The sequence below is a fragment of the Pseudoalteromonas sp. SCSIO 43210 genome (genome assembly GCF_054133285.1).
In genome coordinates this window covers 4,712,574-4,734,418 of sequence record NZ_CP087225.1, presented here as the reverse complement: position 1 = coordinate 4,734,418, position 21,845 = coordinate 4,712,574, and the positions used below count along the sequence as shown (strand labels likewise).

The 21,845-nt window shown below is 38.4% G+C and carries 16 protein-coding genes; 11 read left to right on the top strand and 5 right to left on the bottom strand.

What is annotated here, in order from left to right:
• Positions 1-275: 275 nt before the first annotated feature.
• On the bottom strand, positions 276-2,318 hold the full coding sequence (locus LOS73_RS20470) for a glycoside hydrolase family 97 protein (RefSeq protein ID WP_457934231.1): 2,043 nt from the start codon (positions 2,316-2,318) through the stop codon (positions 276-278).
• A gap of 161 nt (positions 2,319-2,479) precedes the next feature.
• On the opposite strand from LOS73_RS20470, the gene LOS73_RS20465 reads away from it, so the two are divergent.
• From LOS73_RS20465 to LOS73_RS20455, 3 genes are all read left to right on the top strand, one after another.
• A complete protein-coding gene (locus LOS73_RS20465) occupies positions 2,480-3,106 on the top strand; it encodes a methylamine utilization protein (protein WP_008138744.1) in 627 nt (208 codons plus the stop codon).
• Positions 3,096-4,328: a hypothetical protein gene (locus LOS73_RS20460; RefSeq protein ID WP_457934230.1), complete on the top strand. Its 1,233-nt coding sequence runs from the start codon at positions 3,096-3,098 to the stop codon at positions 4,326-4,328. The genes LOS73_RS20465 and LOS73_RS20460 overlap by 11 nt, the downstream gene beginning before the upstream one ends.
• A gap of 64 nt (positions 4,329-4,392) precedes the next feature.
• Complete coding sequence (locus tag LOS73_RS20455) at positions 4,393-5,991, top strand: methyl-accepting chemotaxis protein (RefSeq protein WP_457934229.1); 1,599 nt, start codon at positions 4,393-4,395, stop codon at positions 5,989-5,991.
• 74 nt (positions 5,992-6,065) lie between these two features.
• Here the strand turns inward: LOS73_RS20455 and speE are convergent, their stop codons facing one another.
• On the bottom strand, positions 6,066-6,929 hold the full coding sequence (speE, locus tag LOS73_RS20450; protein ID WP_008138747.1) for a polyamine aminopropyltransferase: 864 nt from the start codon (positions 6,927-6,929) through the stop codon (positions 6,066-6,068).
• 198 nt (positions 6,930-7,127) lie between these two features.
• Here speE and speA point away from each other — a divergent pair, with 198 nt between their 5' ends.
• From speA to LOS73_RS20430, 4 genes are all read left to right on the top strand, one after another.
• On the top strand, positions 7,128-9,008 hold the full coding sequence (gene speA / locus LOS73_RS20445) for a biosynthetic arginine decarboxylase (RefSeq protein ID WP_033031794.1): 1,881 nt from the start codon (positions 7,128-7,130) through the stop codon (positions 9,006-9,008).
• Between the two features lie 61 nt (positions 9,009-9,069).
• Positions 9,070-9,942, top strand: coding sequence for an acyltransferase (locus tag LOS73_RS20440; RefSeq protein ID WP_337119726.1), 873 nt, complete (start codon positions 9,070-9,072; stop codon positions 9,940-9,942).
• 30 nt (positions 9,943-9,972) lie between these two features.
• Positions 9,973-10,893: an acetyltransferase gene (locus LOS73_RS20435; protein WP_457934228.1), complete on the top strand. Its 921-nt coding sequence runs from the start codon at positions 9,973-9,975 to the stop codon at positions 10,891-10,893.
• Positions 10,890-12,149, top strand: a complete 1,260-nt coding sequence (locus tag LOS73_RS20430) for a mechanosensitive ion channel family protein (protein ID WP_007376437.1) — start codon at positions 10,890-10,892, stop codon at positions 12,147-12,149. Before LOS73_RS20435 ends, LOS73_RS20430 begins: the two co-directional genes overlap by 4 nt.
• On the opposite strand, the gene chrA is transcribed toward LOS73_RS20430, so the two are convergent.
• On the bottom strand, positions 12,106-13,260 hold the full coding sequence (chrA, locus tag LOS73_RS20425; protein WP_457934978.1) for a chromate efflux transporter: 1,155 nt from the start codon (positions 13,258-13,260) through the stop codon (positions 12,106-12,108). The genes LOS73_RS20430 and chrA overlap by 44 nt on opposite strands.
• A gap of 736 nt (positions 13,261-13,996) precedes the next feature.
• Complete coding sequence (locus LOS73_RS20420; RefSeq protein WP_457934227.1) at positions 13,997-16,531, bottom strand: NACHT domain-containing protein; 2,535 nt, start codon at positions 16,529-16,531, stop codon at positions 13,997-13,999.
• 467 nt (positions 16,532-16,998) lie between these two features.
• On the opposite strand from LOS73_RS20420, the gene LOS73_RS20415 reads away from it, so the two are divergent.
• Both LOS73_RS20415 and LOS73_RS20410 read left to right on the top strand, forming a co-directional pair.
• On the top strand, positions 16,999-17,631 hold the full coding sequence (locus LOS73_RS20415; RefSeq protein ID WP_457934226.1) for an OmpA family protein: 633 nt from the start codon (positions 16,999-17,001) through the stop codon (positions 17,629-17,631).
• Between the two features lie 195 nt (positions 17,632-17,826).
• Positions 17,827-18,534 (top strand): hypothetical protein, encoded by a 708-nt coding sequence (locus LOS73_RS20410; protein WP_457934225.1) that lies wholly within the window; start codon positions 17,827-17,829, stop codon positions 18,532-18,534.
• Positions 18,535-18,575: 41 nt separating this feature from the next.
• On the opposite strand, the gene LOS73_RS20405 is transcribed toward LOS73_RS20410, so the two are convergent.
• A complete protein-coding gene (locus LOS73_RS20405; protein WP_007376441.1) occupies positions 18,576-20,354 on the bottom strand; it encodes an ABC transporter transmembrane domain-containing protein in 1,779 nt (592 codons plus the stop codon).
• An 88-nt stretch (positions 20,355-20,442) separates the two neighbouring features.
• On the opposite strand from LOS73_RS20405, the gene LOS73_RS20400 reads away from it, so the two are divergent.
• Together LOS73_RS20400 and LOS73_RS20395 are read left to right on the top strand one after the other, a co-directional pair.
• Complete coding sequence (locus LOS73_RS20400; protein ID WP_007376442.1) at positions 20,443-20,850, top strand: DUF3224 domain-containing protein; 408 nt, start codon at positions 20,443-20,445, stop codon at positions 20,848-20,850.
• A 207-nt stretch (positions 20,851-21,057) separates the two neighbouring features.
• Complete coding sequence (locus tag LOS73_RS20395; protein ID WP_033023353.1) at positions 21,058-21,675, top strand: LysE family translocator; 618 nt, start codon at positions 21,058-21,060, stop codon at positions 21,673-21,675.
• Positions 21,676-21,845: the final 170 nt, after the last annotated feature.

Here is a 21,845-nt window from a genome sequence, read left to right as displayed (position 1 = left end):
ATGATGCAGCTAAAGAAATCTATTACAGAGTATTACAGCAAATAACATATCTAAAAAAGAATAGGTGAGGCTGACAAAGGGTTATTTAAAAAGTGTGTGTTTGGTTTGTAGGCAAGGCTGTGCCTAATGTATATGGTTATCCCTCATAAATACCAAGTAACAGTGTACGCTGCTATTTAAGTTACAAGTTTCGCACCGCGATTAAATAGCACCTAGGTTGAATTTCAATCTTGAAAAGCCAATAGCCCAGGTTACTTGGTATATTTTTTTGTTATTTAAAGTGCTTTAAAGCGGATTGCTGTACCACCACTTGTTGCTAGTTTTAAAGTAAGCTTATCGTTTGCAGTTACAATACGTTTCTCGATAGTTAAATCGTATGGGTTATTTTTCCACTCGGCATTTTCACCGTCTTTATAAATTTGTGCTTCAAATTTTTTGCCTTGCTCTAAAAAATCGAGTTTTACTTTAATCGTACGGGCTTTTTCATCGGTAACGGCACCCAAGTACCAATCGTTTCCTGAGTATTTACCACTTTTACGCTCTTTGCGGGCAAATACAATAAAGTCGCCTACTTCGCCATCTAGGGCAATACTTTGCTGCCAATCGGTGGGAACATCTTGGATAAATTGAAATGCGTCGGGCTTCGCTAAGTAATTTTTAGGTAAGTCGGCCGCCATTTGAATTGGGCTATACAAAACAACATAAAGCGCCAGCTGTTTTGCAAGTGTAGTTTGTGGGCGATTTGTGTCATCACCTAAGCCATTAAAGCTCATATCAAAAACACCAGGTGTAAAGTCCATTGGGCCTGCAAGCATGCGGGTAAAGGCAAGCATTGGTATGTGTTCAGGTGGGTTAGGCGGGGAGCCCCATGCGTTAAACTCTTGTCCACGTGCGCCTTCACGCGCAATCCAGTTGGGGTAGGTACGGCGCAGACCCGTATCTTTAATCGGCTCGTGGGTATTTATACTAATTTTATGCTTTGCGGCAAGTTTTATGTTGTAAAGATACTCGTTAACCATAAACTGGCCGTCGTGCCATTCATGACGAGCTATGCCGTTTTCATCTATGCGTTTAATATTCCCGCCATCAGCTACGTAACCTGTTTTTACCTGGCTTACGTTTGATTTTTCGTAAAGAGCAAAGGCGTCTTCCATTTGATCACGATAGTTGCTCACATTACCTGACGTTTCGTGATGACCAATGAGCTGAACGCCTTTCTCTTTGCCATATTGTGCAAGTGTTGCAATATCAAAATCGTCATAAGGTTTTGTAAAATTAAATACATCGCCATTAAAATACCAATCACCATCCCAGCCAATATTCCAGCCTTCAACTAATACGCCATCAAAACCGTGTTGTGCTGCAAAATCCATATAGTATTTAGTTGTTTTTGTGGTTGCTCCGTGTTTTTCGCCGCTCCCCCACGTTTGTGTTTCTATGTGCATTCCCCACCAAATACCGACGTATTTACCAGGTTTAATCCACGATACATCGTCGAGCTTATTTGGCTCGTTTAAATTTAAAATAATATCCGAATTAACTAAATCAACAGCATGTTCGCCCATTTGGATTGTACGCCACGGGGTATTGAATGCGCCTTGTTTTTTAACTGCAATACCGTCTGACCAAGGTGTTAAATCTGCCTGAAATGTACCAGGGCGACGCTGATTAAGCACCATGGCGGCGTAATCAACAAGTGCAGCTTCGTGAATACTTAAATGTATGCCATCTTTATTTTTAAAGGTAAATGGAGTGTGCACTAAAGCTGCGTCATTAAGCGGGGTGGTGTTATAAACATACTCATAACGGTTCCAACCACGAGCAGGGATCCACCATGCTGTTGCATTGCTACTGTCGGCTATTGCAAACTCGGTAAGCTCTTTGGTTATTTCTGTTTTTTCGAAACCTATTTGTTCAGGCACTTCGTACCTAAAGCCAATACCATTATTAAAGGCTCTAAATTTTACGGTGAAAGTACCACCTTGAGGCTGTGATTTATTAAATGTTACGGCAACTTCATTATGCTTATCAGTCACTGTTTGGCGCTCACCCCAAGGCAGCTGCCATTGAGTATTAACGGTTTGTTTTTGGGTTTTTGCTATTTTGAAGCCTTCGCTAAAAGGTGCTTGTTGTTTAAATTCAAACCCTAGAGCGGAGCTAGTTATTACTGGTCTGTTTTTAAAATCAATAGAATATGTTGGAGTATTTAGTTCGTCTGATATAATTATTTTTATATTGCCATTAGGAGATTGCAACGTCGCTGTTTGAGCAAAACAACTGCTCGAAAAAGCTAAAAATAAAAGTGTTGATGTTCTCATTATGAGATCCTTGGTATGCCAGTATGAATTAACCAGCATAAAGGCAGTTATTAAGGAATACGAACTTCTACATACGTATTCAATGTTATAAAAAATAGAAAGAAATAAGTAATCTAACCGGTCTATAATATAAATAAGTTGAAAATAAGAATGGTAAGCGAATGATTAAGTATTTAATTTTTATAATATCAATGGTTTTAAGTTGGCAAGCAGCGGCAATTCAAATAACAATTAAAAATACAAAAGATGAACCAATGGCGAATGCCGTCGTGTGGCTAACTGCAAAAAACACTTCAGAAGTAATCATTGCACCGGATGCGCCTTATGCAATGAGTCAAAAAAACAGAGAGTTTACACCACGCATTTTAGTTGTACCGCAAAACGCTAAAGTGGAGTTTCCAAATGCAGATTCTATTATGCATCATGTGTATTCGTTTTCTAAGGCTAAAACATTCGAATTAAAGCTATATAAAGAACAACCTAAAGCGCCCTTGGTGTTTGAGCAAACCGGTGTTGTAGAGCTTGGGTGTAATATTCATGATTGGATGCTGGGTTATATCGTTGTGGTTGATAGCACTATTTTTGCTATTACCGATATAACAGGAAAGGTTGATTTAGCAGCACCTTTAGGAGAATACACTCTCAATGTATGGCATTCAGGATTTGGTGATATTAGTAATGTTGAATCAGAGAGTGTAACTGTAAATTCAGCCCCACTTACTTATAAAATAAAGCAAACTATAACCGAACAAATTGATTTTGCCACGGACGAATTCGATGATTACTAATAACTTACTAAAGCTGATACTGCTGTGTTGTATTGTATTTTTTAGTGGTGCGTTAAGTGCACAGGTAAAAGGCTTAATACAAGTTAGAGCAGTGCAAGGTGATGATACGCTTAGTTTTCAAGAGGGCGGTATTGGATTGTATCGGCACGATGCTAAAAGCGATGAGCTTATTTTATCACAAGGTATTTTAGATTTTAATGTTGATTTAGCATCTAGTTGGTCGGCTCATGGTGTACTGAATATAAATCAAGACCCTGATGTGGCTTTAGGTTTAACGCAAGCTTACATAAAGTACCAACCGTTATCTAACAGTAACTATAAATGGCATGTACGTGTAGGTGGCTTTTATCCATTAATGTCTTTAGAAAACCCAGATATTGGCTGGACGTCGCCATATAATTATACAAATTCAGCAATTAATAGTTGGATTGGTGAAGAACTACGTACTGTCGGAGTTGAGGTTACTATAAAGCGACCTGCAAAGCGTTTTAATAGTGCACATGGCTTTAGTGTTATAGGAGCTACATTTAAAGGAAATGACCCCGCAGGTACATTGCTCGCATGGCGTGGTTTTGCATTACATGACAGGCAAACAACATTTAACGAAGGCGTCAGGTTTGCACCTATAGCAGCATTAAATGAATCCCAATTACGTTGGCAAGCTAACCAAGTATTACCGTTTGAAGAGGTGGATGGTCGCTTTGGTTATTATGTGGGTATGCACTGGGATTACTTAAAACAATCACAATTTCGAATTTATTATTATGATAACAATGGCGATCCGACCAAGCTTAATATTAGCTCAGGACAATATGCGTGGGATACTCGGTTTACCAGCGCCGCATGGCTCTATAAGTTAAATAAAAAAACACGCCTCATTGCGCAAGTGTTAAGTGGTAAAACTGAAATGGGATATAATGCGTTAATAGAAAATACATACTATAGTCATTATTTAATGATGAGTCATAAAGAAGGTAAGCACAGAGTATCGTTGCGTTATGATTATTTTAAAGTTACAGATAACGATACCACTGTATTTGACCCTAATGGCAGTCATGGTGAAGGTATAACTGCAACATGGCGTTATCAGTTGAGTGAAAAGTTACAAATAGGTGTTGAAGGAGCTACTCTTAAAAGTGTAGTTGAAAATAGAGCTGCAATTGGTTTTAAACAGTCTATTTCACAACAGCAAGTAATGCTTAACATGCAATGGAAATTATAAATTTAATGCATGTGTTGCCTTTTTAAAACTTAGTTATAGTGTGTAATCCCGTCAGGAGTGATAAATGAATTTGCATAGTATTCGCGTTAAAGTTTCTTTTCCTATAGTGATTTTAGGAATTGCAGTATTGTCGTTAATTATTGGCTACACCCATTTAATTAATCTACAAAAAAATGCATTGGATGTGCAATCTGAAAAATTTATCAAGGCAACTTCACTCGCATTAAATGCGGATCGTGACTTATATCAAGCTAAGGTCGCAGAGCTAAATCTTGTTACGCATACTAATAATATTGAAAAATATAAGGCAGAACACAAAGAAAATGCAGCGCAAGTAATACAAAAATTAAAGCAGTATTTGGATCTTCTCACGGATTATCCTGAAATTAAAAATGAATTTAGAAGTTTTGATGCTACTTTTAATGCTTGGCTTAATGCCTCGAACGCTCATATGACTGATAAGAGTGAGGCAAAGCAGTTTGAATCGGAACAGACATTTGCTGATTTAAGAGTAAGGCTTGACCGCGCTGGAGAGTTAGCTGAAAAAACTTCCGAACAAGAAATTAATAAATTATCCGAAAAAATAGAGTCGACTAAGTTGATGATGTTAGTTTTCGTTATAATTATTTTATTAATAGCCGTTTGGTTTAGCTACATAATACCTAAACAGTTAACGCAACAAATTAATTATGTTACAGAACGTATTAATGATATTGCATCGGGGGATGGTGATTTAACGGGGCGTATACAAGTAACATCTCAAGATGAGTTTGCAGAGCTTGCTACTAGTTTTAATGGCTTTTTAGATAATTTACAGCAGCTCATTCGCGATATTTTAGAGCAATCAAAAGAACTAAATACGTTAGGTGCAGAGCTAAGTAAGGTTGCGAATCAAAATAACAGTGTAAACCAAGCTTTAGGTCAGGCTTCTGAGTCTATAGTCAGTGCTGTACATGAAATGAGTGTAGCAAGTAGAGAAGTTGCAGGAGTTGCTCAACAATCTTCGAGTGAGGCTGATAACTCTTTAAATTTGGCGCAACAAGGTTTAACTGCCGTTGCTAATTCGAGCGCTCGTATTGTTTCTCTTTCACAAAATATGGATCAGGCGATGGCGCGCTCAACTGAACTACAACAAAGTTCAGATAACATAGCCAAAGTATTAGAGGTTATTCGTGCTATTGCGGAGCAAACCAATCTATTAGCATTAAACGCGGCAATTGAAGCAGCACGTGCTGGCGAATATGGCCGAGGGTTTGCTGTTGTTGCTGATGAAGTCAGAACGCTTGCAACACGTACACAGGTCAGCACTAACGACATCCAACAAATGATTGAGCACTTTGCGACAAGTGTTGAGCAATCTATAAAAGCAATTGATGAAGGAAAGCAGTTTGCTGATGATGCTGTGGGGTCATTTACTCAAACTAATGATGTACTTAATGCAATGCAAAGCTCGTCAACTAAAGTGAACGATATGGCAATGCAAACAGCGCAGGCTACAGAAGAGCAAACTACGGTCGCCGACGAAATAAGTCAAAATTTATCATCACTAAATGATCAAACTGTTGAAGGTGTTGCACTTGCACGAACAACTGAAGATGTATCTAAAAAAATGGAACAATTAACCGATGAGTTAAATCGTTTAGTGCATCGTTTTAAAGTTTAAACAGTGAGCTATTAAAACAATCAGGGGCCTATTAGGGCCCCTTTTTAATGCAATTTACATCTAAGTGAATGGGACTATTTTTTATCGAATGCGCGTTTCATGTAGTTAGGTGTAGCGAGTGCACCATGGTGAATACCGCTGTTGTAGTATTCACTTTGCTCAGCTATTTGTGCTGCGCCGTCTTCTCTGAAACCGTCAAATGCTTGTGATTTACGTGCAAGTGTTACCGACCATAAACCGCTTGGGTAAATTGGTTGTGGGAATGGCAGTGTTTGTAAATCGTTAAAGCCTACGCTTAGCATTGCTTCGCGCATTTCAACTAACAATGGCATATGCATAAGTGGCGATTCACTTTGTTGTACTAAAATACCACCTGGGCGCAGTGCATCTAAACAGCTTGTGTAAAATGCATGGTTAAATAAACCTTCACCTGGACCCACCGGATCGGTGCCATCAACAATAACCACGTCGATAGATTCGCCAGCGGCTTCGCGCATGTATTTAATACCGTCGTCAAACATAACCGTTGCACGGGCGTCGTTGTTAGATTCACAAAGCTCTGGGAAGTATTTTAACGACATTTGCGTAACTACTTCGTCTATATCTATTTGCGTTACAGTTTCTACGCCTGGGTGTTTTAATACTTCGCGTAAAGTACCGCAGTCGCCGCCGCCAATAATAACGACGTTTTTAGGGTTTGGGTGCGCTAAAAGTGCAGGGTGGCTGATCATCTCATGGTAAAAGAAGTTTTCGCGGGTTGTTACCATAGTACACCCGTCGATGATCATTAAATTACCAAAGTCTGTGGTTTCAAACATTTCTACCTTTTGAAAAGGAGACTGTTTTTCATCTAACTTTTTATTAATACGTAATGAAAATGCGCTGCCATCGCGGTCGCTAATTTCAGTAAACCACTTACTTTGATCTAAATTTGCCATAGTTACTATTACACTTTTTAGGTTGAGTATGAAAAAGGGGCAATTCTGCCAGTGCTTGGCGTTTTGCTCAACGACATTTTAACTGATTTGACGAATAAAGTTAGTTAGGAGTGAGTGAAAGTTCAATTTTTGTTAGCCTAGTGGATAGTGACGTATTAAAATGCGCCTTTATACCTAATTGACTAAAGAAGAGTTGCCATGACCTGGGGTTTAGAAACAGCACGCGCCACTTATAACGTTGCTCATTGGAGTGATGGTTATTTTGATATTAACGCACAAGGCGAACTGGTGGCTTACCCAGATGGCGACCAAGCAAAACCGGCCATTTCTTTAACGCAATTAACTGAGCAGTTTAAGCAACAAGGGTTAACGTTGCCGGTTTTAGTACGCTTTACCGATATTTTACAAAATCGTGTAGACACACTTACTAACGCGTTTACGCAAGCGCGAGCAAATCGTGAATATAACGGTAAATACACCTGTGTTTATCCAATTAAAGTAAATCAGCAGCGTTCTGTAGTAAGTAAACTATTAGCGCACCCAAGCGGACTTGTTGGCCTAGAAGCAGGCTCAAAGCCAGAACTTATGGCTATTTTGGGCGTAGCAAAAGAGCCAATTACTATTGTGTGTAACGGCTATAAAGACAGTGAGTTTTTACGTTTAGCGTGTATTGGTCAAGCAATGGGCCACAGCGTAAAAATTGTGGTAGAAAAGCTTTCAGAACTGACCACACTACTTGAAGAAATAGACAACCTAGGCATTGAACCTGCGATTGGTATTCGCATTCGCCTAAACTCAGTAGGCAAAGGCAAGTGGCAAAACACCGGTGGCGAAAAAGGCAAGTTTGGTTTAACGGCAGGCCAAGTACTAAGTGCTGTTGAAGTGCTTAAAAAGCATAATAAGCTGCACTTAATGCAAATGGTGCATTTTCATATTGGTTCTCAAATAGCCAACATTCGTGATATTCACCGTGCTTTGCGTGAATGCGCACGCCACTTTGCTGAGCTTACGCAATTAAACGTACCGTTAAATACCGTTGATGTGGGCGGCGGCTTAGGCGTTGATTACGAGGGCTCTGGCTCACGCAGTGCGTGTTCAATGAACTACACAGTAGAAGAGTACGCACGTAATGTAGTGAATGCATTTGCAGACGTGTGCGACCAACATAACCTTACCCATCCGGCTATTATCACCGAATCTGGGCGTGCTTTAACGGCTCACCATGCGGTATTAATTACCGATGTAATAGACGTAGAAAAAGCGCCAAATCATTTAAATCCAGAGCCACCGCTTGAAAATAGCGCATTAGTGCTTGATGAAATGTGGCAGTGTTTACAGCGTTTAAATCCGCGTATGGCATTAGAGATTTATCACGACGCTATGCACTTATTTAGCGAAGCGCACGATCAGTACGTGCATGGCTTAGTAAGCATGCTAGAGTGGGCAAAAATAGAGCAGCTTTATTTTACTATTTTACATCGTGTACGTGCATCGCTTAGTAATAACGCGCGCGCGCACCGTGAAGTGCTCGATGATTTAAACGAAAAGTTGGCCGATAAACTCTTTGTTAACTTTTCATTATTTCAGTCATTGCCAGATGTATGGGGTATTCAGCAGTTGTTTCCGGTGATGCCAATCGAAAACTTAACTCAGCCATTGACTCAGCGCGCGATTATTCAAGATATTACCTGTGACTCTGACGGGCAAATCCGCGAATACGTTGAAGGTGCTGGTATCGAAACTAGCCTACCAATACCAGAATATAAACACGGCGAGCAATACCATATTGCGATGTTTATGGTGGGCGCATATCAAGAGATTTTAGGTGATTTACATAACCTATTTGGTGATACCGATTCGGTGCACGTAGAACTTAACGACGAAGGTTATGTGTTAACCAATGCCATAAAAGGTGATAGCGTTAAGGATGTATTAAAGTTTGTTGACTATGATAGCGCTATTTTAGCTGACAACTTTGCGTACCAAGTTAATAAACTTGATGTATCGACGCAGTGTAAACAAGGTTATTTAGCTGAGCTTAATGCAGGCCTTGAAGGTTATACCTATTTTGAAGATTAATTTGTAAGCAACTGAAAGCGCAGTATTAGTTACTGCGCCATGTTTAAAGGAAGTAGAAGTAATGTCAGTTATTCGCGGTGTACTTAGTATTATTTTGTACGCAATAAACACACTCTTTTGGTTTGTGCCTATTTTTATTTGTGGGCTTATAAAGCTTATCCCTATTAAGCCACTGCAAAAATTAATGAGCTGGGTTGCTAAACAATGTGCAACTATTTGGGTCACTTTTAATAGCTTAAATCAAATGTTATTTACGCCAACAAAACTTAACGTAACTGGCCTTGAAGACCTAAAACTAAAAGATTGGTACCTAGTAATAGCAAACCACCAAAGCTGGGTCGATATTTTAGTATTACAGCGCGTGTTTAATCGTAAAATTCCATTTTTAAACTTCTTTTTAAAAAAGGAGCTTATTTATGTGCCCATTTTAGGCTTGTGTTGGTGGGCGCTTGATTTCCCGTTTATGACGCGCACAAGTAAAAGCCAATTAAAAAAGAATCCAAAGCTGCGTGGTAAAGATTTAGAAACTACGCGTAAAGCCTGCGAAAAATTCAAAGAGATGCCAGTAAGTGTGGTTAACTTTGTTGAAGGCACTCGTTTTACTACGCAAAAGCATGCGCGCCAAAATAGCCCGTTCCCACATTTATTAAAACCAAAAGCGGGCGGTATTGCTTTTGTAATGCAAGCAATGGGCGAGCAAATTACTAAAGTAGTTAACGTCACAATTCATTACCCCGATGGCATCCCTACTTTTATGGATTTTGCTGGTGGTAAGGTAAAAAATATCAACGTACACGTGGAAGTAAGGCCGGTAAGCGAAGAGCTTATTGGTGACTACACCGGTGATTCTGAATTTAGAATTCGCTTTCAAAGTGAGTTAAATCGTTTATGGGAAAATAAAGAGCAAACATTGCAATCGCTCGAAAAACCATAAAGAAAAGGTAAAAAATATGAGCTTACAGTTATGCTAAAAAAGTGGTTACCAAATTGGCTTAACGGCTTAATTGTAGGCTGCGTGTTGTTTTCTAATGTCATACTTTTTGGGTCGCTGGTATTAATGCTGGGTCTTATTAAGTTATTGCTTCCTCTACCTATTGTTAATTCTATATTGCACAGCGCTTATCGTGGTTGGTGTAACGGCAATCGTTTAGGGCTTTGGTTAGGTTGCCCTAATATTGTGGTTGATATAAGTGGCGACTTAAACTCAAAAAGTTGGTATTTACTTATTTGTAATCACGCGAGTTGGTTAGATATAACCGTACTTAGCTCATTACATGCTTTGCCTGCCCCTAAGTTCTTTTTAAAAGATGAATTAAAATACGTTCCTTTTATTGGCACTGGTGCGTGGGCTATGGGTATGCCGTTTATGAAACGGGTAAGCAAAGCGCAGCTTGCTAAAAACCCTAAACTCAAAGGGCTTGATGTAGAGCGAACTAAACATAGCTGTCGTAATTTCCGTCATCATCCTACTACCATCATTAATTTTGTTGAAGGTACACGCTATACACCAGCCAAACATAATCTGCAACAAAGTCCTTTTAAGCATTTATTAAAACCTAAAGCGGGCGGCATTGCTTTTGCGCTTGAAGTATTAGCCGATCAATTTGATGCCATGCTTAATACAAGTTTAGTATATAGCGGCAAAACAGATCATGTTTGCCGTAACTTGTTAAAAGGTGAGTTAGATTCTATTTATGTGTCGATTGAGGTTATCCCTATTGATGAGAAAATGCAGGGTAGCTATCAAAGCGATGACGTATTTAAAGTTAATTTTCAACATTATGTGAATGAGCTATGGGTTGCCAAAGATCAGCAGCTTGCCGAAATTTATGCTCAACAAGATTTACCTGAACCACAAATCAGTAAGGAAATTGAAACACTATGACGAATACCCACCTGCAGGAGTTAATTACTCCTTGGTTTGATAAAGTGCCCGATGCAGATTTCCTGAGCTCAATTACAGCTACTGCGATTGGCGTATGTTCTCTATTAGTACTGTATTTATTTACGCGTCGTTTAATGTTGCCAGGCATTCAAAAAATAGTAACTAAGCTTTCTCCCGAGCGGATTGGTGCACTTTCTCCAATGTTAACCAAGCTCAACAAACGTATTGCAGGGTTGCTTTGTTGTGTTTTATTTTTAGCGACCTTCGACAGTGTTTATCCGGTTAACGAATTGGCCGCCGAAATATTAAAAACGGTGGGGCAGGCTTTATTAATTATCTACGTCGGCTTTATTATAAGCAGCATAGTGAGTATTGCTGGCGCTATTTATAACCAACTTGAATTTGCTCGTGAAGTACCTATTCAGGGCTTAATTCAGGTTGTTAAGCTAATCACCTTTATTGTGTGTGCAATTTTAATTGTGAGCATTTTTCTTGAGAAGTCACCCACTTATATTCTCTCTGGTTTTGGTGCTATTGCTGCGGTTACATTATTGGTATTTAAAGACACCATATTAGGCTTTGTAGCGAGCATTCAAATAGCTGCAAATCGTTTAGTAACGTATGGTGATTGGATCCAAGTAGAAAACTACGGCGCCGATGGCGAAGTGATTGATTTGGGTTTAAACACTGTGAAAGTGCGTAACTGGGATAACACCATAACAACTATTCCAACTTATATGTTGGTGGCGGGCTCGTTTAAAAACTGGCGCGGAATGCAAGAGTCGGGCGGTAGGCGTATTAAACGTTCACTCAATATAGATATGCACAGTATTTGTTTAGTAAGTGATGAGTTTAGAAAGCAAATTGATGCGGCTATTCCGCTACATGACTATATCCGAGTAACGACACTACCTGCGCAAGTTTCTAATTTAGGGCTGTTTCGTCGCTATGCTGAAGGCTATTTAAAGCAGCACAGTAAAATTAATACGTCGCTTACGTTAATGGTACGGGAGCTGCAACCATTAAACCATGGTTTGCCTATTGAGTTTTATTGCTTTAGTGAAGACAAACGCTGGATTTCGTACGAGCATTTACAAGCCGAAATAATGGATCATTTACTTGCGGTATTACCCGTGTTTGGGCTTAGAGCGTATCAAAGTGTAAGTGGACAATTAAGCCCACCTAACGAGCAACAAACAGATAAGCCAACATTTAGAGTGATGGCAAATAGTGTTGTAAAAGACCCACAGCAATAAATAAAGCTAAGAGCCACCAAATAGGTGGCTTTTTAAATCGCAGCCATGCAAATGTAATTATTACTAACGCAACTTGCCAAAAGTTATGCACAGCCGATGTCCAAATTGGCGAATACAGTGCAGCCGCTAAAAAACCGACTACCGCGGCATTAAGCGCCGCTATTGAGCTTGCAAAACGTGGCTTACTTGCCAAATTAATCCAACTCTTCTGAAACGCCAGTATAAGTAAAAAACCAGGCATAAATATAAGCAGTGTAGCTATAAGGCCACCCACTAGAGGTTGCTCAGTAGTAAGTTGTGCGCCTAAGTAAGTAGCAATAGTAAACATAGGCCCGGGCACTGCCTGCGCGCTCGCGTAAGCACTTAAAAACTGATCACCACTCAATGCTGGTACGCCAGCTTGAAGTACCGGCAGTACTACGTGTCCGCCGCCAAACACCATTGCACCTGCCTGGTAAAAAGGGGCAAACAAAGCAAATTCATATCCTAGTGGAATAAAGCTCACACCAAGTAAGAGCGCAAATAACCCCAGTGCAATCCAATTAATATTACTTTTTGTACTGCTAGCATCTTTTGCTACTGTGCCAAGTTTTAATAAAGGCCATATAGCACCTATTATGGCAGCGGTGATTAAAATTGCTATTTGAGTTCCCATCATTGGAAATAACACCAAAGCAAGTGTACTCATTACCGCAAGTAACTTAAGCGCAGCACTTGTACAAAAGCTTTTAGCCATACTAAGTGTTGCATCGGCAACTATAACAACAGCAAATAACTTTAAGCCTGCAATAATAGCAAAGTAAACAGCATCAAACTGATGGGCACTAACCGCAAGCAGCACCATTATTAAAAACGAAGGCAGAGTAAAGCCTAAAAAAGCAGCTATACCACCAAGTACCCCAGCCCGCTCAACACCAATCGCAAAACTAACTTGGCTAGAGCCAGGCCCTGGCAGTGCTTGGCTTAAACTAATAAGCTGCGCGTAACGGGCGCTAGTTAGCCAATTTAATGTATCTACAAAGTGGCGCTTAAAGTAACCCAAATGCGCAGCTGGGCCGCCAAAACTCATGCACCCTAGTAAAAAAAACTGTCTAAAAATAGCAATTAGCATTGCGCTCATATCCTTTGTGAAATTCATTAAATTGTCACAAGGGAGTATGACATTTTTATTAAAATGACACATTAGTTAGCGTATATAACTTAAAGTGCACTGCTTTAAATTAAATAAGCCTATTTTTATCTTGTCAGGCGTGGCTAATAGAGCTTAATTCGTGTGTTGCATAGAGTGGTTGAACTTATAGTTTTTTAATATATTCTTTTAATTCAATGTTTTGGGTTTTTCATGTTCGCGGATTTTAACGCTATTCGAGCGTCATTGGTGAAGCAGATAGTGACTGACCATTACGGTCTAGTTTTAACCCACTTACTTACGGTTTATTTACCGACCCTCAACGCTTTTGCTGCGTCTTTTTGCATATAACCTTGGTCTACTAAAAGCTGCAACAATTGATTGTTCAAGCTTTAAATTACACGAAGCTATATACCTCTTATCATAAATTTGATTAATACAATGGCGTGTTAGGTTACCCAGATAACTATATAAAATACATTAATTTTTCTAGCCTGAAAAATAAGATTAGTAGAACTCTATTATTTATAAAGTTTGAGCGGTAGTCCGACTTAATGCACATCAGAAGTATAAGCTAGTAACCGCTTATTTAAATTTTGGTTAGTGTGTAGCCAACAATAAAACTCTGGAATTTAACAATTATAGTTAGCTAAAATTAAGTGATGAAGGAGAAACTAAATATTCATGGATATCATTGCCGCCTCATTTTCGAATAATGTTAAATTGCATCGAAAGCTTTCAGGTGTTTCTCTTTTCTAGTTTGCTTCTTGATTTTTAAATTTGGGCGTAATGATACTGTTTCCATTTTACAGTCTTGAAACATTACTTCACCTAGTGATTCATGCGCAGAGTGAAGATATGTATTCTTAAAAGAGCAATTTTTGAAAAGTGATGGATACATAACTCCTTTGTTAAAGTGGAGTCTTTGTATGTCATCGAATTTACAGTTTAAAAAAAGAGTATGAACAAGATTAAGTTTGCTGTCTTTAATTCGCGTAAAATCACACCTGATAAATGCAGTCGTTCTGAATTTACAACCCCCAATATTTGAATCGCTAAAATCGCAATCGAAGTACTCCGCACCATCAAATTCAATTCCATTTAAGTTCTGGAAAGCAAAGAATTCATGACTAAGCCCCTGAGAGGCAAGTAAGTTACGGATATTTACAAATGACGATTTTTGAAATAAAGGAATAAGCTCACTATTAAATAGTTTTACGCGTACTTTCTCATCCAGAATAGGAAACAAGCGAGAAACAAGCTGTAAAAAATTAAAAGTGGTCAACGCTAATATTCTTAATTGAATATTAGCGTTAGTAGATGTTATGGTAATCTCCGATTTCGCTAATCGGTACCAAATATCACAAGCACTTTCTGCATATTCAGATAATTTTTCTTTCCTCAGATGTATCCATTGAAACAAAAATTCATAATGATCCTCTTTAGTTATAGCTTTTTGCCCGAATAATGAAATGAGTTCTGGATCTATTTTTTCAGGTTTTCTCTTATTGTAATCTTCAAATACAATTAGTGAAGCATCTACTATTCCGACAACAAATAAAAAGTCCTTAATACTTTTATGGATAAAAGAAAATGCTTTTTCCTCAACTCCTTGGAAGAAAAAACTTATACGTAGTTGTGAACAGAGTTTCTCAAGAGAATTATTATCCATATTATTAATAACATCGATATCAAATATATTTTTACTATTTTCTTTTAAAGCTTTAACTAGAGTCGTAATTTTTATAGTTTCATCACCAAGTCTTGACATCTCAAAAGCTATAGCTTGTAATAATTTAAAATAATCATCAAAGCATAAATTATTTTTCCAACTTTCTACCCTAGCACCTTTATGCCAGCGTTTTTCATATGACCATTTTATTATTGTTCGGTATATTTCGGCCCTATTTATTTGTTGACCACCATATTCTTCAATTAACTCTTTACCATCGGCATCTGTCAGCATTATTGAACTGATTGTCAGTAAAATAGGTTGGCTAACTAAGTCAGCAAGGTTAAATCTCTCAAACTTTTGTAAAGTTAACTGAGAATCTCCTTTTAAATGCTTCTGGATATTAAATGAATCTAACCAAATTTGTTGTTTATCCCTATCAAAGTCACAAATATCGATAATAGTATGAGTCTGATTAAAGCATGATTGTATTTGCCCAACGTATTGTGATCGCCCAGTCAAAATAAGATTAAGTCTACTATCTTGTTTTTTATTTATATCCAAGGATAAATCAAACAAATTAGTAATAAAGTCTCTTAAAAATTGATCACTAGAGCCATCTGTTGCTTGGCGCTCATCAAGTCCATCCATAATTAAAACAACTTTTTTCCCATGAAAAAAAGTAGTGTCATTTATAAATGAAGCTCTTTGATGAAGAATATCAACTATGGGTCTATTTAGTGCACCTAAGTACTTAAGCTCAAACAAAAGGACAATTGGTGGTTCTTCTGTGTTTTGATACAATCCAACCATAGTTCTTGCTAGCATTTTTACACTGGAAGTCTTCCCATGGCCTGGTTGTCCATGAATAACTATAGGTTGTACCTTTGATTCAATACTATTTACAACTGTTTTTATTAAGCAGTTAGAAACATCCTCTCCTTGTTCTGCTTCGTCTTTTTTAGGTACGACTACTGTTTGACTAACACAGTTTGGTGATACATAGCTTTTTTGAAGTGTAAGTTGATGTTCTATGGCAAGAGGCTCATGCTCTACTTCATATATCAAATCATTTGTATGCTGTATTACTTTAGCTTCAATAGGAGTATCGTGCTTTAATTTGTCGATATACAGGCATGCATTTTTATACTTATCCCTTTCTAAACGAACTAACTCATCAAATTCAGTCGAGAAATCTTGCCTTAACTCACTAATCCAATTGTCATCGAGTGAAAAATCATTTTTATTTAACTTTTGCTGTTTTAACTCGTTTAATAGAATGTGAAATAAACTGTGATGAGTAGGAAATTCAGGGTCAAGTTGGAATTTAAAAAATAAAGCTTCATATGATGTTTTATGAGATCTTGTATATTCTTTAGCGCTATCGCATTGGTTAAATGCATGAATAAACATATACACCAACTCTGAAGCGGTGTTAGTTGTTTCATTATTTAATCCCTTAGCTAGAGTTTTAGCGATACTGCCTAACTTTAGATCTAAGAAATCTACAATTAAAGAAGTATACCAAACGGGATCAGTGAAGTTAGGGTTTACCGTTCGTTTCTCTAATTTTGCAGCCATACGATACATCCTTGTTCTTATTAGTTGTAAATAACTTACAATAGATATTATGAAAAATAAAGAATTTAATAAGCTTACAAATATTTATCATATATTTGATGTATGTAACGTGAAAATAAGGTGGCCATCTTAAATTTTGTTAAATGAGTGGCGCTCAAATCAATATATAAAAAGAGTTGAAATCTTAGCTCTAAAAGGTACATTTAATGGCATAATATTATTTCCACTATTTGGGTGACAGGTTAGTTTTATTCGAGCCTAAAAATAGCAATTAACATTGCGCCAATATCCTCTGTAAAATTCATTAAATTGTCACAAGGGAGTATGACATTATTATTAAAATGGCACATTAGTTTGAGGTCTGTTTAACAATCAAGCAAGATGCGTTGCTTTTAACACTCTCTTCATAGTTTGTTCATACGTGTATTTGCATACTCCTGCTAAATTCTTATTGAATAGGTAACATCATGACTTTAACTAAATCACTTTTAAGCGTAACCGTATTAGCTGTATTGCTTTCAGGTTGTGAAATGAATAACGCAGGTAAAGGCGCAGCAATTGGCGCTGCCGCAGGTGGCGTATTAGGTAAAGCTACGAGTAACCATAAAGATAAACGCTTTTTTATTGGTGCAGCAATTGGGGCACTTGCGGGCGCTGCTGTTGGCGACTACATGGATAAACAAGAAAAAGCATTTCGTGATGAGCTAGCGGGCTCTGGGGTTGAAGTTGTGCGTGAAGGCGACAACTTACGTTTGGTTATGCCATCAAATATTACCTTTGCGACGGATCAATCTTATATTTCATCAGGTTTTAACGACACGTTAAACGCGATTGCAAAAGTAATGAACAAGTACGAAAAAACTTACCTTAGTGTAGAAGGGCATACTGATAGCACAGGTAAAGATAGCTACAACATGAACTTGTCGCGCGAGCGTGCACAAAGTGTAAAAGACTATTTAGTGAATCAACAAATTATGGCTGCACGAGTTAGCACTAAAGGCTATGGCGAAACTCGTCCAATTGCGACTAATGAAAGTGCAAATGGTCGTGCTCAAAACCGCCGCGTAGAAATTCAGATAGTGCCTAATACGCAAGGTTAGTTTGTAATTTATCAGATGGCTTCCTACTGCAAGCAAACTCAACGTAGTTAACGTTGAAAATAGTGACTTGAGATAGTTTATTATTCTCAGTTGAAGTTGGTTATAAACCGCGCTAATGCGCGGTTTATTTGTTTATTTAATGGCACTTTTAAACCGGTTAGCTGTCATAACTAGTTCTTTCATAGGGACATATTTATGGCAAAGTGGCGTTCGACAATTATTTTATCAATACTTTTACATGGATTATTGTTGTTTTTTTTAGCAACTTTAAAGGTACCTGAAATAAAGCAGCCGCAATCACCGCCAATTAAAGCCTATATAGTAAGTGTGCCAGCCAAAATTAAAGCAACACAGCAAGCGCCTCAACAGAGTGTTAATAAAAGTGTACGCATAGAAAAAAAGCCAAGTGAGCCGGTAAATAAAACAGTATTAAAATCAGTAAGCTCTTCTAGTAAAAAAGCAGAAAAAACGGCTGAACCGGTAAACTCCACTATAACAAGCTCGACCACAATAAATGCCCACTCTGCAGAATTAACGCCATATAAAAAAATCGACTTACAAAAAGGCCTTAATCGTATTTTACAGCAACAAATAGGATCTTTACCTGCTAGTACAACCTCTACTGGTACAACAGCTGATGAATACGCAACGGTAAAGAGGATCACAGTTCCAAAAGTACACTCTGCAACGGTAAAACCACTATTACAAATAGAGCAGCAAAGTATGCAATCTACTACCTATCGTAAAGGTGATACCTGTTTTAAAAAGGTGTTTATTGGCGCAGGCGTTATGCCAAAAAATGAATTACCAGATAGTTATTTAACCGCAGGGAAATTGTGCAGTAAAACTAAGTTAACAGAGGCTTATGATGCGGCTATGAACAAATGGTTTAGCAAAAAGTAGCAGCAAAGCCGCTGCTACTTTAATTAATTACTTGTACCAGCTCAATCTTTATTAAACTGTAATTCACACAGTTTTTGATACAACGGGTTACTTGCTAACAATTCTTGGTGAGTACCCGTTGCTATAATCTCCCCATTTTCCATTACCACAATCACATCAGCATGTTTTACCGTGGCCAGCCTATGGGCAATTATTAACGTTGTTCTGTTTTGCATTAGGTGTTCAAGTGCCGCTTGTACGTGGTGCTCACTTTGTGCATCTAGTGCGCTGGTGGCTTCATCGAGAAGGAGTATTTCTGGGTCTTTTAATATAGCGCGGGCAAGCACAATACGTTGTTTTTGCCCACCAGATAACCTAACGCCTTGCTCGCCTAAAAAGCTGTGATAGCCTTGTGGCAACTGTTTTATAAACTCATCGGCGTGGGCGTGTTTTGCAGCGGTATACACTTGCTCATCGGTTGCATTTGGGTTGCCGTAGCGGATGTTATGCATTACGTCGGAGCTAAATAAAATAGGGTTTTGCGCTACCATGCCCATTTTATTACGCAGAGTATTAAGCGATAAATCTTTAATGTTTACATCTTTAAATTTAATGGCTCCGCTGGCCGGATCGTAAAAACGTTGTAGCAATTCAAATAATGTAGTTTTACCAGCGCCGGAAGGGCCAACAATAGCCACAGTTTGGCCTTGCTCGATATTTAGGCTTATTTTATTAAGCGCACTTACGTCGGGGCGAGAAGGATAGTTAAAGCTAATGTTTTCAAGCGCAATTGCAGGGCTGCTACTTTCTTGCAGTAAATTACTATCTTGTGGGTTTAACGGGTTTTCTATTTCACTTTTAACAGCAAGTAACTCAAGTAATCTTGCTGCCGCGCCTGCTGCTCGTTGTAGTTCGCCATATACTTCAGCAACGGTTGCCACCGACATTGCCACCATAATAGCGTAAAACACAAATGCACCTAACTCGCCGCCGGTCATAGTACCCGCAAGTACATCGTTACCACCCACCCAAAGCATTGCGCTAATGGCACTAAAGGTTAAAAAAATCACTACGGCTATTAAAAACGAACGTTGTTTGATACGTTTTTTAGCCACGTTAAAGGCTTTTTCGGTCTCGAGTGCAAAGGCATGTTGCTCTTGTTCTTCGTGGCTATAGCTTTGCACTACTTTAATATTTTGTATGATTTCGCCGGCATAGGTACTTATGTCGGCAATAGCATCTTGGCTAGAACTTGCTAGTTTTCGTACCTTGCGACCAAATATCATCATTGGGACAAGTACCAGCGGTACACACGCTACAACTACTAAAGTAAGTTTTAAATTAGTAAACAACAGCATAGCAAGCCCACCAATCAACATAAGTACACTGCGCAGCGCCATAGAAAATGATGAGCCGATAATTGATTGCAGTAATGTGGTGTCGGTGGTTAAACGCGACATAAGCTCGCCACTGCGGTTTTCTTCAAAGTAGCTAGGGTGTAGCGTTACAATACGATTAAACACGGCTTTTCGAATATCGTTACTGACTCGTTCGCCAATCCACGACATTAAATAAAAACGGCTAAAAGTGCCTACTGCTAATAAGCTGATTAAACCAATAAGTACTAATACGGCCTGCTGTAATTGGGCCTTTGATCCTGCAATAAAGCCATGATCAATAACAAATTTAACACCTTGCCCTAATGACAAGTTAACGCCTGCGGTAACTAATAACGCAGCTAGGGCAGCTACTACCATCCATTTGTACGGTTTAATAAACGCAAAAACAGGTAATAAACTGCTAAACGCAGCTTTTTCGGCTATGGATGTTTCTTTTGACATAGTGGATTCTTTTTGAAGGTTAAGGTATAGATATGGCATCATCGAATTAAAAATCAATAGTATTAAATATCATCAATAAGGATTCGTTATGACTACAAATATAATAAACGGTGAATTTACAGTCACTTTAGCGCCCATTGAAGGTTATGCCAAAGGGCAGCAAGGCATTAACTTAGGACGCATGTCGATAGATAAAACATTTAAAGGTAGCTTAAATGCCACCAGCCAAGGCGAAATGCTTAGCGCCATGACGCCTACGCAAGGCAGTGCCGGTTATGTTGCCATAGAGCAAGTGTTAGGTGAGCTTGACGGCAAAAAAGGAAGTTTTGTATTACAGCATTTTGGCACTATGGATAAAGGCCAAGACAGCCTAATTTTAAATGTAATTCCCGATTCAGGCACTGGCGAACTTGAAGGCTTAAGCGGCAGTATGAAAATTCGTATAGAGCAAGGTATTCATTACTATGACTTTGAATACACTTTAGATAGTAAATAACCTTAATTCTGGATAATAAATCTATCTTGAGCAGCTATTTTCAGCGCTAACTACGTTGAATTTACTTGCAATAGGCCCACTATTGACGCGTAAATTCGCCTTGTTTTCACTGAAAATCTCTTAACCAGAGTTCAGTTTAAATAAAAAAGCATAGGTAAATACTTATGCGGATTAGCTATTGAAAACCATAAGTTATAAGGGATATAAATGGCTTTATCTGTTTGGTTGAGTTTAGCATTGGTATGCATGATGGGTGCAATGTCACCAGGGCCAAGCCTTGCAGTGGTGTTAAAGCACACGCTTAGTGGTGGCATGAAAAACGGTATGCTTGCCGCGCTCAGCCATGGTATTGGCGTTGGGCTTTATGCTGCAGCCTCATTACTTGGCTTAGGTGCATTAATGGCTCAATTTCCAACACTATACCAAATATTGGTGTATTTAGGCGCTGCGTATTTAGCCTATTTAGGTTTAAAAATATTGCTAGCAAAACCAATTAATAACGAGCTGCAAGTACAAAAGAGTGAAGTAAGTGCGAGTAAAGCGCTACAAGATGGATTTGCGATTGCTTTTTTAAACCCTAAACTCGCGATTTTCTTTTTAGCGTTGTTCTCACAATTTATAGATCCGCAAAATCTCACTTTAAGCATTGGTATTATTATGTGCTTAACCGTGTTTGTAATTGATACTGGTTGGTATTTATTAGTTGCAGTGCTAACTGAGGTGTCTAAAAACCGTTTTGGTTTTACCAAGCAAAATCCATGGTTAGACAAAATACTGGGTGTTGTGTTTATTGCCCTAGCCATAAGGGTGGTAATTGGTTTGTAGTTTTATAATCGGTTGTTGCTGAATTATTTGTACAAAATAGCTACAGCCAAAGCCCTCTATGATGCATACGTATTCATCACAATTTGATTACCTTTTAGTTACACTTTGTTGGTTATGTTTTAACTGCACTGACTGACATAACGCATAACAATAACTAAAAGGTACGCACA